The sequence below is a fragment of the Cupriavidus sp. HE11 genome (genome assembly GCF_056097175.1).
Genome location: NZ_CP184464.1, coordinates 2,159,080 through 2,171,886 on the forward strand (window position 1 = coordinate 2,159,080; position 12,807 = coordinate 2,171,886).

Sequence of the window (12,807 nt, forward strand, 5' to 3'; positions counted from 1 at the left end):
TGGCCCGTTGATCGGTCAGAGTGCGTAGCTGCGGTCGCCGCGGGCGAATCCGGCCAGCGGCACGGCGTCGTCGAGATCGCGTGTCAGCGCGATGACCTTGAACAGCTCGCCCATTTCGGCCTCGCTGAGCAGCTTCTGGACGGCGTTGGCCTGCGGCAGGAAGTTGCGTGCATCGGATGGGTCCAGCGACATCATCAGGTCGGTAATGCCGGCATTCATCAGGAATCGCGCCTGCGAGGCAAAGCCCGCCACGGCCAGCCCGGCGTCGGTCGCCGCCTCGGCGATACCGCTGAAATTGACGTGGGCCGTGATGTCCTGCAGCCCCGGGTACAGGAACGGATCGGGGTGCGAATGATGGCGGTAGTGGCACATCAGCGTGCCGCCCACGCGCTGCGCGTGGTAGTACTCCGATGCCGGAAAGCCATAGTCGATGAAGAATGCCGCGCCACGCCTGAGCAGGGCGCCCACGGCACGCGTGAAGCCCTCGCCTTCGGCATGGGTCTCGGTGACCACGTCGTGGTCGCCGGGAATCTCGTGGAGTTGCGCCGGCACGGCGGCGGCGTCGAGCAGCCGGTCTTCGTACGCGAACGTATCGCCCTGACGCACCACGCCGCGCTCGTGCCACTGGCCGCCGATACGGGCGAACAGCCGTACGGGCATGGCGTCGAGCACCTCGTTGCCGACGATGACGCCCTCGAAGCTGTCGGGCAGGGCGTCCAGCCATTGCACGCGGCCGGCCAGGTGGGGCGCGCGCCGGGCCAGCGTGTCCTGCTGGCGTGCGCGCAGTTCGCCGGACAGTTCGACGATGCTGTACGACTCGGGCAGCGCGCCATCGGACTCCAGCGCCAGCAGCAGGTCGGCGGCCAGCCGTCCGGTGCCGGCTCCGAATTCCATCACGCGCGGCAGGGACATGCCGATCAGCGGCGCGAACTGGCGGGCCAGCGTGCGGGCGAAGAACGGGGTCAGTTCGGGGGCGGTGATGAAGTCGCTGCCGTCGTCGGCGCCGCGCCCGAACTTGGCCGCGCCGCCGCTGTAATAGCCCAGCCGGGGGGCGTAGAGCGCCAGCGACATGTAGCGGTCAAAGCCGATCCAGCCGCCCGAGGCCGCGATGGCGTCGCCGATAACGATGGAGAGGGCCTTGGACGCGTCAAGCGCATCGGCGGAGGGAAGGGGTAGACTAGCGACTTTCTGCATACCGCGAATTGTAGCAATGCCAGATTCGAACACTCAGGGCGCCGCTGGCGTCCAATCGCGCGGCGTGGCGCTGGTGACCGGCGCGGCGCGCCGGCTGGGCCGCGCCATCGCGCTGGAGCTTGCCGCGCAGGGCTGGGACGTGGCCGTCCACTGCAACCGGTCGCGCGACGAAGCCGAGGCGCTGGCCGCGCAGATCCGCGGGCTGGGCCGCCGCGCCGCCGTGCTGCAGGCCGACCTGTCCGACGAAGCCGCCACGGGCAAGCTGGTAGCCGCCTGCGTGGATGTGCTGGGCGCGCCGACCTGCCTGGTCAACAATGCATCGCTGTTCCAGTACGACGTGGCCACGAGCTTCTCGTACGGATCGCTCGATACCCATATGCGCACGAACGTGGCAGCCCCGCTGCTGCTGGCGCGTGAGATGCACAAGGCGCTTGGCGCCGACGGCAACGACACCGAGCAGCGCGGCGTGGTGATCAACCTGCTGGACCAGAAGCTCAACAACCTGAACCCCGATTTCCTGTCGTACACGCTGTCGAAGTCTGCGCTGCAGACCGCCACGGTGCAGCTGGCGCAGGCGCTGGCCCCGCGCCTGCGCGTGGTGGGCGTGGCGCCGGGCATCACGCTGGTGTCCGGCGACCAGTCCGACCCGGGCTTCGTGCGGGCCCACGGCATGACGCCGCTGGGCAAGTCGAGCACGCCCGACGATATCGCCCAGGCCGTGGCCTACCTGGCCGTGGCCCGCGCCGTGACCGGCACCACGCTGTACGTCGACGGAGGCCAGCACCTGATGCCGCTGGCCCGCGACGTGATGTTCCTGACTGAATGAAGCCGTACCTTGATTGACCCTGCCATGACCTTTGCCGCCCTTTCCCATCCCAGCCTGCAAGACTGCCGTCGCATGTTCCTGCGCAACTACGAAGTGCAGATCAACATCGGCGTGCATGAATTCGAGAAAAAGGGCGAACAGCGCGTGCTGGTGAACATCGACCTGTTCGTGTCGCTGTCCGAAACCACCCCCCAGGCCGACCGGCTGGAGGAAGTGGTCGACTACGATTTCATGCGCAACACGGTGGCGGCCCGCATGGCCCAGGGCCATATCCACCTGCAGGAGACGCTGTGCGACGACGTGGCGCGCGCCATGCTGCAGCATCCCAAGGTGCGCGCCGTACGCGTTTCGACCGAGAAGCCCGACGTCTACCCCGACTGCGATTCGGTTGGCGTAGAGGTGTTCCACATCAAGCCGGCCTGACGAAGACCGGGGCGACTCGGGACGCGCACAGCGCCGGACGGGCCGGTCCAGTAGAATATCGCCCCGTCAATTCCGGCATTTCTATCGGGGACGTGGCCATTATTCAGCGCCCACCCCGTTACAGGTACGTCTTATGAGTCACTCGGCTAACTTCTATCGGCTTGAAACCCGTCTGCAGTCGCAGACCGGCAAGGCCATCGGCGACTTCGGCATGATCGAGGACGGCGACACCGTCATGGTCTGCATGAGCGGCGGCAAGGACTCGTACACGATGCTGTCGGTCCTGATGGCGCTGCAGAAGCGGGCGCCGATCCAGTTCAAGCTGATCGCGATGAACCTGGACCAGAAGCAGCCGGGCTTTCCCGAGCACATCCTGCCCGAGTACCTGAAGTCGACGGGCGTGGAATATGTGATCGTCGAGGCCGATACGTACTCGATCGTCAAGGAGAAGGTGCCCGAGGGCAAGACCACCTGCTCGCTGTGCTCGCGCCTGCGCCGGGGCGTGATCTACCGCACGGCCAAGGAACTGGGCGCGAACAAGATCGCGCTGGGCCACCACCGTGACGACATCGTCAACACGTTCTTCCTGAACATGTTCTTCGGCGGCAAGATGAAGGCGATGCCGCCCAAGCTGGCCACCGATGACGGCCAGCACATCGTCATTCGTCCATTGGCCTATTGCGCGGAAAAGGACATCGCGTCGTACGCGCGTGCCATGGAATTCCCGATCATCCCGTGCAACCTGTGCGGCTCGCAGGAAAACCTGCAGCGCAAGAAGGTGAGCGAGATGGTGCAGCAGTGGGAGCGCGAGCACCCGGGCCGCATCGACAACATCTTCTCGGCGCTGCGCAACGTGGTGCCGTCGCATCTGGCCGATACCGAGCTGTTCCCGTTCACGGGCCTGGCCACCGGCCTGGCCAAGGTCGACGAGGCATCGCTGTTCGGCGAGACCACCTTCAGCCAGCAGGCGCTTCAGTTCACCGGGAACGTCGAGCCGAATCGCATGGAATTCGTGCGCTTCGACAAGATCCAGAAGGCGGGAGAGGCAGCCTCGGAGCCTGTTGCCGCACCCGTTTCGGAGCCGGCGGGCCAGCCTGCGGCCTGATTGGCGCCGCTGCGCCATAGAAGAAAGCCCCGTGGCATGGCCCCGGGGCTTTTTCGTTGATGGAGTCAGGCTGGCTGGCGTTACCTGGCGGCCTGGGGTGTCTGGGGTGCCTGGGGCGACACGCCGCTTTCGGCCACCAGTGAACGCGTATCGTTGATCCAGCCGTCAAAGCGCTTGACGGCATGCGCCTTCTGGTCCGGCGTGGTCATATTGGCGATCCTGACGGTCAGGTCCACGCCGGCCGAGGTACTGCGCTGCTCGCCGCTGCCAGGCCGTTGCCAGTCGTCGGCGTACTTGCGCAGCATGGCTTCGGCCTGGGGCTTGGGCGGGCGGGTCGTGGACAGTTGTCGGGCCAGGGCCACCCATTCCTGCTGGCGCTTGACGCGCTCGGCGTAGCGCGCGTCGGCGCTCTGCATATAGGGCGCCATCGCGTCCCGGATGGCCCGTTCCTGGTCATTGGAGAACGACCCGTAGATCAGCTTGGCGTAGCTCATGATCTTGTCGAAGCGGGCATCGGTGCGGGCCGCAGGGTCGGATTTCAGGAATTCCTTGCGGTATTTGGCGTTGCTTTCGGCGAATTTGCTTTCCATCCGCTGGATCTGGTCGGGCGTCAGCGTCAGCATCAGGTCGGCCAGGTCGGGTACCGCATTGTCGAAGGCCTGGCGACCCAGGCGCTGGGAGTCCTGCTGGACCTGCCGCACCATGGCCGGACTGACCTCGCCACCGACTTCGCCCCGTACGCGGGTCAGCACCGTGGCGATTTCGGGCAACTGGGCGCGCCGGTGCCAGGCAAAGAAGCGTGCGATGGCTTCCTTGGTGGGCGGCTCCTGGGCGTCGGAAACATCGACGTAGCGATCCACCCACCAGTAGGCCAGGCGGTCGCCCTGCTGGTAGCCGAGCTTCATCGCGTTGCATCCAGCCAACGCCAGAATCACGGTAAATGCTGCAAACCATGCAAAAACGCCGCGTGACCAAATGTGAACAACGGTAACGCGAGGTGATCGACCCGATGCGGCACAGGCCCGCGTGCTAGAATCGGCGCGCATGTTTCCGGGGCCGGCGAATCGCCCGCCAGCCCAGTCGTGGCAACGGTTCAGCCACATCGGCCACAGTGCTCCCAGGCTCGGATTCTTCAGCTTTTTCTCAGACACACTCACTTAGGAACCTCCTTGTGAATATCGTCATTCTTGCCGCGGGCATGGGCAAGCGCATGAACTCAGCGCTGCCCAAGGTGCTGCACCCGGTAGCCGGCCAACCGATGCTGGCTCACGTGCTCGACACGGCCCGCACGCTGTCGCCGTCCCGGCTGGTCGTCGTGGTCGGCCACGGGGCCGAGCATGTGCGCCAGGCGGTGGGCGCCGACGATGTTGCATTTGCCGAGCAGGCCCAGCAACTGGGTACCGGCCACGCTGTCATGCAGGCGCTGCCGCTGCTCGATGACGCCCAGCCCACGCTGGTGCTCTACGGCGATGTTCCGCTGACGTCGACCGCCACGCTCAGTCACCTGGTGCAGGCCGCCGGCAACGAACGCATGGGTGTGCTGACCGTCGAACTGGCCGATCCGTCCGGCTATGGCCGTATTGTGCGCGATGCTGCCGGCAATGTCGTACGCATCGTCGAACAGAAGGATGCCAGCGACGAAGAACGCGCCATCCGCGAGATCAACACCGGCATCATCGTCTGCCCGACCGCCCACCTGCGCCGCTGGCTGTCCACGCTGCGCAACGACAACGCGCAAGGCGAGTACTACCTGACCGACACCATCGAGCGCGCCGCCGCCGACGGCGTGGAGATCGTGTCGTCCCAGCCCGCCGAAGTGTGGGAAACGCTGGGCATCAACAGCAAGGTCCAGCTGGCCGAGATCGAACGCATCCACCAGCGCAATATCGCCCAACGCCTGCTTGAAGCGGGCGTGACGCTGCTGGATCCGGCGCGCATCGACGTGCGGGGCCAGCTTACCTGCGGCCGCGACGTGACCATCGACGTAGGCTGCGTGTTCGAAGGCCGCGTGCACCTGGAAGATGGCGTGCATATCGGTGCGCACTGCGTGATCCGCAACACCACCGTCGGCGCTGGCGCACGCGTGCAACCGTTCTGCCATTTCGAGGAAGCAAAGATCGGGCCGGATGGCCGTATCGGCCCTTACGCCCGCCTGCGCCCCGGCACCGAGCTGGGCCAGGATGTGCATATCGGCAACTTCGTCGAAGTCAAGAACAGCCAGATCGCCAGCCACAGCAAGGCCAACCACCTGGCCTACGTGGGCGATTCGACCGTCGGCCAGCGCGTGAACATCGGCGCGGGTACGATTACCTGCAACTACGATGGCGTGAACAAGCACCGCACCGTGATCGAGGACGATGTCTTCATCGGGTCCGATACGCAGCTGGTGGCGCCCGTCACCGTGCGCCGTGGCGCCACGATTGGCGCGGGCACCACGCTGACCAAGGAAGCACCGGCCGACAAGCTCACGCTGTCGCGCGCAAAACAGATGACGATCGACGCCTGGCAGCGTCCGGTCAAGCAACCGAAAAAATAAAGGGGTTCAGTTATGTGTGGCATCGTCGGCGCGGTTTCGCACCGCAATATCGTTCCCGTCCTGGTCGAAGGGCTGCGTCGCCTGGAATACCGTGGCTACGACTCCTGCGGCGTGGCAGTGGTGCGCGACGCGATCCTGGAGCGTGCGCGTACCGTGTCGCGCGTGGCCGACCTCGACACCCAGACCCAGTCGTCGGGCCTGGGCGGCCATCTGGGCATTGCCCACACGCGCTGGGCCACGCACGGCAAGCCCGATACCGTCAACGCACACCCGCACTTCTCGGACGAGACCATTGCGCTGGTGCATAACGGCATCATCGAGAACTACGAGCCGCTGCGCGAGGAACTGCGCGCCGTGGGCTATGGCTTCGAGTCGCAGACCGATACCGAAGTGGTGGCCCACCTGATCCACCAGGCCTACACGTACCCCAGCAGCGCCACGCGTGGCGACCTGTTCGGCTCGGTGCGCGCGGTGACCAAGCGCCTGCATGGCGCCTACGCGATTGCCGTGGTGGCGAAGGACCAGCCCGACGTGGTGGTCGGCGCGCGCGCCGGCTCGCCGCTGGTGGTGGCGCTGGGCACCGACGAGTCGTTCCTGGCGTCGGATGCGCTGGCCGTGGCCGGCACCGCCAACCGCATCATCTATCTGGAAGAGGGCGACGTGGTCGAGCTGACCCGCGCCGGCGCCACGATCCGCGACGTGCATGACGCCGAGGTGCAGCGCGAGGAGCGCGTGGTGGAAGCGCATGCCGCCGCCGTGGAGCTGGGCCCGTTCCGCCACTTCATGCAGAAGGAAATCTTCGAGCAGCCGCGTGCGCTGGGCGATACCCTGGAAGGCATTGCCGCCATCACGCCGGAACTGTTCGGCGAGAACGCCGCGCAGGTGTTTGCCGATATCGACAGCATCCTGATCCTGGCCTGCGGCACCAGCTACTACTCGGGCTGCACGGCCAAGTACTGGCTGGAATCGATCGCCCGGATCCCGACCCAGGTGGAAGTGGCAAGCGAATACCGCTACCGCGACACCGTGCCGAACCCGCGCGCGCTGGTGGTGGTGATCTCGCAATCGGGCGAGACCGCCGACACGATGGCCGCGCTGCGCCACGCCCGCTCGCTGGGCCACACGCATACGCTGGCCGTCTGCAACGTGGCGACGAGCGCGATGGTGCGCGAGACGGAACTGCGCTTCCTGACGCGCGCCGGCACCGAAATCGGCGTGGCATCGACCAAGGCGTTTACCACGCAGCTGGCCGCGCTGTACATGCTGACGCTGGCACTCGCCAAGGTGCGCGGCCACCTGACCGAGCAGCAGGAAGCCGACGCGCTGACCAACCTGCGCCACCTGCCCGCCGCGCTGCATGGCGTGCTGGCGCTGGAGCCGCAGATCATCGCCTGGTCGGAGGACTTTGCCCGTCGCGAGAACGCGCTGTTCCTGGGCCGTGGCCTGCACTATCCGATTGCCCTGGAAGGCGCGCTCAAGCTCAAGGAAATCTCGTACATCCATGCCGAAGCGTATCCGGCAGGCGAGCTGAAGCACGGCCCGCTGGCGCTGGTGACGGAAGCCATGCCGGTGGTGACGGTGGCCCCGAACGACGCGCTGCTGGAAAAGCTGAAGTCGAACATCCAGGAAGTGCGCGCACGCGGCGGCCGCCTGTACGTGTTTGCCGACTCTGACACGCATATCCAGTCGTCGGACGGCATCCAGGTGATCCGCATGCCCGAGCACTACGGCGCGCTGTCGCCGATCCTGCACGTTGTGCCGCTGCAACTGCTGGCGTACCACACGGCCTGCGCGCGCGGTACCGACGTGGACAAGCCGCGCAACCTGGCGAAATCGGTGACGGTGGAGTAATTCCCGCCGTCCGGCTCGCCATCGCGCCTCCGGGCCAGCGAGCCATCGCCGGAAAGGCCGCCTTCGGGCGGCCTTTGTCTTTGCCCTGCCACGTCGTCATACCAGATTCCGGCCGGCGATTATTCGCTGGCAACGCACTCATTACTGCCATTGCGGCACATGATCGGCGGTGCCCCCCGCAGGTAAGCTGGCGGAACCTCTCCCGCTTCCGCTCCCGGCTGTCATGACTTCCCCTGCTTCCACCACCCTGCACGGCGTGCTGCTGATGACGGCCGCCGTGGCGCGCTTTGCCACGCTCGACACGATGACGCAGATCATCAGTGGCACGGTGCCGGTGGTCATGGCGCTCTGGGCGCGCTACGCGGTGCAGATGATGCTGACGGGAGCGGTATTGCTGCCCCGGCGCGGCCGGACGCTGCTGCGCACCCATCGGCTGGTGCTGCAGGTGCTGCGCGCGGCCACGCTGCTGCTGTCGAGCGTGTGCGTCTATTTCAGCCTGCGTTACCTGCCCGTGGGCGAGGTGACGGCCGTAGCCATGCTGACGCCGATGGTGATTGCCGTCGTGGCTGCGGTGCTGCTGGGCGAGTATGTGTCGGTGCTGCGCTGGGCCTTCCTGCTGCTCGGATTCGCCGGGGCCATCATGGTGGTGCGGCCAGGCGCGGCGGGGTTCGAACCCGCCATGCTGCTGCCGCTGGGCATCGTCGTGACCAGCGCCGCCTATCAGCTGATTACCAGCGTGCTGACGCGCGCCGACGGCGCGGGCACCACCCACTTCCTGACCGGCCTGATTGCCACGGGGGCGCTGACGCTGGCCTTGCCGCTGGGCTGGGCCGGTCATCTCGATGGCATCCACTGGCTGCTGCTGGGCGCGATGGGCCTGGCCGGCACGGTGGGCCACCTGTTCCTGATCCTGGCCTATTCGCGCGCGCCGGTGGCCGTGCTGACGCCGTTCCTCTACCTGCAGATCGCGTTCGCCATGATCGGCGGCTGGTTGATCTTCGGCTACGTGCCCGACGGCTGGGCACTGCTGGGCGTGGCCGCGATTGCCGTCAGCGGACTGGGCGGCACGGCGGCGATGTTCTACGAGCGCAGGGTGGCGGTGGTGGCGGCCTGATCCCCGGCAGCCTGCTCTTCGATCCACTGCAGCGACCGCAGGCCGTCGCGTGCCACTGGCAGCGGCGGGGTCACGCGGAACACGTCGTTGAAGATCTCCAGCGATAGCGGGCCGCGATAGCCGGTTCCCTGCACTGCCCGGCAGAAGGCCGCTACGTCCAGTTCGCCCTGGCCGGGGAAATTGCGGTGGTGCCGGCTCCAGGACAGCACGTCCAGCGCCATGCGGGGCGCATCGGCCAGTTGCACGAAGAACAGGCGCTCGGCCGGGATGGCGTCGATGCCACGCAGCGCTTCGGCCACCGGTTCGTTCTGCGACGCGGCCAGCGCCAGTGTGTGGAAGCTGTCCAGGATCAGGCCCAGCGCCGGGTGGCTGGCACGCTGGACGATATCCCAGGCCTGGCGCCAGTGGCGCACGTGACGGCCCCAGGCCAACGCTTCGTAGCCGATGCGCAGGCCGCGCCGCCCGGCGGCCTCGGCCAGTTGCCACAGGTCGGCCGCCGCGCGTTCCGGATCGTCGCTGGCGGCTTCCTGCACGTTGCTGCACACCAGCAGCAGATCCGTGCCCAGTGCCTCCATGGCATCGAACGCCTGTGCCGCCCGCGCCATATTGCCGTCGAACTGGCTGGCCGGCATGCCCTCGAAATCGCGAAACGGCTGGTACATCAGGATGTCGAGATGCAGACCCGCCGCGTAACGGCGAAGGTCCGCGGCGGTGCCAGAGAAATCCTGCAAGTCCTTGGCGAAGATCTCGACGCCGTCGAACCCGGCGGCTGCGGCGGCTTCAAGCTTTTCCGGCAGGGTGCCGGACAGGGAGATGGTAGCGATGGACGTGGCGTGAGGGCGAAGGTGGCGCATGGCAATCGGATGGAAAACGGCGGCTGCAAGGCTGCGATAGAGGCAGGGTAGGTGCCGCCCGTGGACCAAACAACCACTATTCGCGCCACTGCGTGCGACAATCGCGCCATCATGATCGACTGCCGCGCAGACTGCGGGTTTACACCATGAGCGAAGAACCGCTGAACCGGCGCGATTGGATCGCCGGGCTGGAAAAGGGGCTGGCCATCCTGGAGGCCTTCGACAACGACCATCCCCGGCTGACGCCAACGCAGGCCGCGCAGCTGACGGGTCTGACGCGCACGGCGGCACGGCGCTACCTGCTGACGCTGGAGCACCTGGGCTACACCACCAGCGAGGGCACGCTGTTCAGCCTGACGCCGCGCGTGCTCAAGGTGGGCTGGTCCTATTTCGATTCGGCGCGGCTGCCGCGTGCGGTGCAGCCGTTCCTGCAGCAGATCACGGCCGCCGTGGGCGAGGCGGCCTATCTGAGCGTGCTCGATGACTGGGAACTGGTCTTCATCTCGCGTACCAGCACCAGCCGCGTGATGAGCACGGGCTTCGTGCTGGGGGCGCGCGTGCCCGCGCCGCTGGCGTCGGCCGGCGTGATGATGCTGGCGTCGCTGCCCGAGGAGAACGTGCGGAACTGGCTGGAAACCGTGGTGCTGACGCCCTATACGCCGTACACGATCCTGCAGCACGACCGCCTGCTGCAGGACATCCGCAAGGCCGGCGCGCAGGGTTACGCGGTGGTGGAGCAGCAGTTGCAGATCGGCGTGCGCGGCGTGGCCGTGCCGCTGCGCGACCGCCACGGACGCGTCATCGCCGCGTTGTCGGTCAACATGCAGATTGGCGACGAGACAGCCGAGCAGGCGCTGGGCCGCGTGCTGAACGTGCTGCAGGACACGGCGCTGTCGATCATGCGCGTGCTGTAGGGCTGCCAGTCGGATTCAGGCGCCGTCAGCCTTCGTCAGCCGCCGTCAGGCATCGCCCGGCGTGTTGCGCAGCGAATAGGGGCCTTCGGTCAGGTGCGTGCGCAGGAAGTCCAGGCAGACCCGCATGCGCGGCGACACCGATGCCCGTGCGCTCGTCACCGCCCAGATATCAGCTGGCAGATGCCAGTCGGGCAGTACGCGCACCAGTTCGCCGGCGCGCAGGCTGTCGGCGACGTCCCAGGCCGAGGCCATGATGATGCCAAAGCCGTCGTGCGCCCACTGGCGCGTGACGTCGCTGTGGTTCGAGGCCATCGGCCCCGTGACCTTGACCGTGGCGCTGCGGCCCTCTGCCTGCAGGCGCCAGACGCCGAACGCCTGGTCGCGTTCGCGCAGCAGCAGGCAGTCGTGCTGGGCCAGGTCGGCCGGTTCGGCAGGAAGTCCGCGCTGGGCCACATAGGCCGGCGCGGCGCACAGGATGCGTTGGCCGGGGGCGATGCGCGTGGCGATCAGGTGGGGTTCCTCCACCTCGCCGATGCGGATGTCGATACGCTGACGCGCCGCGTGGTGCGGTGGAACAGCCGGGCGCCGAGCATGGCTTCGAGCATGGCGATGCGCTTGCTGACGTGGGCCGGCGACAGGCCCATGTCGTTGGCGGCGGCGATAAAGCTGGCACGCCGCGCGACGGTGCAGAACAGGCGGAGATCCCTCAGGAACGGATCGTTGTTCGCGTTCGGCGCGTTCGGCGCGTTCGGCGCATTCGGCGCGGTCGGGGTATCCATGATGGCGGCGGGTGGGCGGGGCAGGCCGGGTGGCAGGCGCAAGTGGGCAACGATACGCCAGGGCCGGCCAGCGCGCCAGCCACCGGCGAGGAGGGGCACTGCGGCCGCGCGGCAGTCTGTGCGCCCGGCCCGGTCAGAACTTGTGCCGCACGCCGGCCATCACACCCAGCCGCGTGGCATTGCCGTAGGTATTGCCGCTATTGGCGAAGTTCGGCGAGCTGTTCAGGGCGATCCACTGTCCCTGCAGGTGGGTATAGTCCACCTCGACATAGACGTCGGTGCGCTTGCTGAATGCGTAGTCGAGCATGCCAGCCGTGGTCAGCCGCTTGCCGCCCTGGCCAGCGTGCCGGAGCCAGTCATACTGCAGCGTGCCGATGAAGCTCAGCGCATCGGTGATCGAATACCGGGTGCCGATGTAGCCGACGTTGTTGCGATAGTCGGCCACGTCGAGCCGGTTGTTCGTATAGCCCAGGTAATACTGCGCGCGGGTGCCCTTGTACGTCCCACCCAGGCCCCAGACGGTCTGCTTGCTGGCCTGTGCCGCCAGCACCGCGCCGAAGAATGCCGATGTCACGTTCTGCGTCTGCTGGTAGACCGTGCCCACCTCCCACGGGCCGTAGCTGTAGACCAGCGACCCTGCCGCGGCCGAGCTGTTCTTGATGCTGCCCGGCACCTCGCCGAACGTGTACGCGGCGGCCACCTGCAGCCCCCCAAAGCTCTTGATGTACTTGAGCGTGTTGTCGTAGCGCAGGCCGGTGTAGTTGCCGCCCTGGTAGCCGACGATGGAGTTGTTGGCAAAGGCCATGGCCTCGTAGGACGACAGCACTTCGTGCGCCAGCGTGTACTGGCGGCCCAGCGCCAGCTTGCCGTAGTCGCCGTCGAAGCCCACCACGGCCGTGCGGCCGAACAGCCGGCCGCCCTGCTGGCTGGTGCCCACATCCGGGTTGAAGCCCGACTCCAGGATGAACCAGGCCTTGAGATTGTTGCCAAGGTCCTCGGTGCCGCGAATGCCCCAGCGGCTGCCGGTCAGCACGCCATCGGTCATCTGTACCTTGCCGCGGCCGGCGGCGTCCTCGTTCGTGCTGTAGCGGATGGTGGTGTCGAGCAGGCCGTACAGCGTCACACCGCCGGTGGTCTGGGCGAACGCCCCCGCACTGCCCGCGCCACACGCGAGCAGCGTCATCAGTTGCTTCTTCATGGAGATTCCCTGA

Annotated in this window: 10 protein-coding genes and 2 pseudogenes; 7 read left to right on the forward strand and 5 right to left on the reverse strand. The window is 67.0% G+C overall.

Features of this window, described 5'->3' with window-relative positions; genetic code table 11:
- Nucleotides 1-15: 15 nt before the first annotated feature.
- On the reverse strand, nt 16-1,194 hold the full coding sequence (locus tag ACOABP_RS10025) for a class I SAM-dependent methyltransferase (protein WP_474224838.1): 1,179 nt from the start codon (nt 1,192-1,194) through the stop codon (nt 16-18).
- 16 nt (nt 1,195-1,210) lie between these two features.
- On the opposite strand from ACOABP_RS10025, the gene ACOABP_RS10030 reads away from it, so the two are divergent.
- The 3 genes from ACOABP_RS10030 (at nt 1,211) to ttcA (ending at nt 3,548) form a co-directional block, all read left to right on the forward strand.
- A complete protein-coding gene (locus ACOABP_RS10030) occupies nt 1,211-2,020 on the forward strand; it encodes an SDR family oxidoreductase (RefSeq protein ID WP_474224839.1) in 810 nt (269 codons plus the stop codon).
- Nucleotides 2,021-2,044: 24 nt separating this feature from the next.
- Entirely contained in the window at nt 2,045-2,443 is a 399-nt protein-coding gene (locus tag ACOABP_RS10035; RefSeq protein WP_066730711.1) for a dihydroneopterin aldolase, read from the forward strand.
- Nucleotides 2,444-2,576: 133 nt separating this feature from the next.
- Nucleotides 2,577-3,548 carry a tRNA 2-thiocytidine(32) synthetase TtcA gene (gene ttcA / locus ACOABP_RS10040; protein ID WP_474224840.1) on the forward strand — a complete coding sequence of 324 codons (972 nt, stop codon included), beginning with the start codon at nt 2,577-2,579 and terminating at the stop codon, nt 3,546-3,548.
- An 80-nt stretch (nt 3,549-3,628) separates the two neighbouring features.
- Here the strand turns inward: ttcA and ACOABP_RS10045 are convergent, their stop codons facing one another.
- Nucleotides 3,629-4,453 carry a DUF6279 family lipoprotein gene (locus ACOABP_RS10045; RefSeq protein ID WP_474224841.1) on the reverse strand — a complete coding sequence of 275 codons (825 nt, stop codon included), beginning with the start codon at nt 4,451-4,453 and terminating at the stop codon, nt 3,629-3,631.
- A 266-nt stretch (nt 4,454-4,719) separates the two neighbouring features.
- Between ACOABP_RS10045 and glmU the strand changes: the two genes are divergently transcribed.
- The 3 genes from glmU to ACOABP_RS10060 all read left to right on the forward strand — a co-directional run bounded on the left by glmU (nt 4,720) and on the right by ACOABP_RS10060 (nt 9,049).
- On the forward strand, nt 4,720-6,084 hold the full coding sequence (gene glmU / locus ACOABP_RS10050) for a bifunctional UDP-N-acetylglucosamine diphosphorylase/glucosamine-1-phosphate N-acetyltransferase GlmU (protein WP_474224843.1): 1,365 nt from the start codon (nt 4,720-4,722) through the stop codon (nt 6,082-6,084).
- A 12-nt stretch (nt 6,085-6,096) separates the two neighbouring features.
- Complete coding sequence (glmS, locus tag ACOABP_RS10055; RefSeq protein ID WP_474224844.1) at nt 6,097-7,935, forward strand: glutamine--fructose-6-phosphate transaminase (isomerizing); 1,839 nt, start codon at nt 6,097-6,099, stop codon at nt 7,933-7,935.
- 223 nt (nt 7,936-8,158) lie between these two features.
- Complete coding sequence (locus tag ACOABP_RS10060) at nt 8,159-9,049, forward strand: DMT family transporter (protein ID WP_474224846.1); 891 nt, start codon at nt 8,159-8,161, stop codon at nt 9,047-9,049.
- Between the two features lie 11 nt (nt 9,050-9,060).
- Here ACOABP_RS10060 and ACOABP_RS10065 read toward each other — a convergent pair.
- Nucleotides 9,061-9,903, reverse strand: a pseudogene (locus ACOABP_RS10065) (sugar phosphate isomerase/epimerase family protein); the annotation flags it as partial.
- Nucleotides 9,904-10,049: 146 nt separating this feature from the next.
- Here ACOABP_RS10065 and ACOABP_RS10070 point away from each other — a divergent pair.
- A complete protein-coding gene (locus ACOABP_RS10070; protein WP_066730723.1) occupies nt 10,050-10,817 on the forward strand; it encodes an IclR family transcriptional regulator domain-containing protein in 768 nt (255 codons plus the stop codon).
- Nucleotides 10,818-10,862: 45 nt separating this feature from the next.
- Here ACOABP_RS10070 and ACOABP_RS10075 read toward each other — a convergent pair.
- Together ACOABP_RS10075 and ACOABP_RS10080 are read right to left on the reverse strand one after the other, a co-directional pair.
- Nucleotides 10,863-11,596: pseudogene (locus ACOABP_RS10075) on the reverse strand (LysR family transcriptional regulator).
- Between the two features lie 133 nt (nt 11,597-11,729).
- The gene (locus ACOABP_RS10080) at nt 11,730-12,794 is read right to left on the reverse strand and encodes a porin (RefSeq protein WP_474224847.1); all 1,065 of its coding nucleotides are present in this window, start codon (nt 12,792-12,794) and stop codon (nt 11,730-11,732) included.
- Nucleotides 12,795-12,807 lie beyond the last annotated feature (13 nt).

What these genes read in the sequence shown, in the direction of transcription:
- ACOABP_RS10025 (WP_474224838.1), bottom strand. Translation starts at nt 1,194, where the DNA reads ATGCAGAAAGTCGCTAGTCTACCCCTTCCCTCCGCCGATGCGCTTGAC.
- ACOABP_RS10030 (WP_474224839.1), top strand. Translation starts at nt 1,211, where the DNA reads ATGCCAGATTCGAACACTCAGGGCGCCGCTGGCGTCCAATCGCGCGGC.
- ACOABP_RS10035 (WP_066730711.1), top strand. Translation starts at nt 2,045, where the DNA reads ATGACCTTTGCCGCCCTTTCCCATCCCAGCCTGCAAGACTGCCGTCGC.
- ttcA (WP_474224840.1), top strand. Translation starts at nt 2,577, where the DNA reads ATGAGTCACTCGGCTAACTTCTATCGGCTTGAAACCCGTCTGCAGTCG.
- ACOABP_RS10045 (WP_474224841.1), bottom strand. Translation starts at nt 4,453, where the DNA reads ATGAAGCTCGGCTACCAGCAGGGCGACCGCCTGGCCTACTGGTGGGTG.
- glmS (WP_474224844.1), top strand. Translation starts at nt 6,097, where the DNA reads ATGTGTGGCATCGTCGGCGCGGTTTCGCACCGCAATATCGTTCCCGTC.
- ACOABP_RS10060 (WP_474224846.1), top strand. Translation starts at nt 8,159, where the DNA reads ATGACTTCCCCTGCTTCCACCACCCTGCACGGCGTGCTGCTGATGACG.
- ACOABP_RS10070 (WP_066730723.1), top strand. Translation starts at nt 10,050, where the DNA reads ATGAGCGAAGAACCGCTGAACCGGCGCGATTGGATCGCCGGGCTGGAA.
- ACOABP_RS10080 (WP_474224847.1), bottom strand. Translation starts at nt 12,794, where the DNA reads ATGAAGAAGCAACTGATGACGCTGCTCGCGTGTGGCGCGGGCAGTGCG.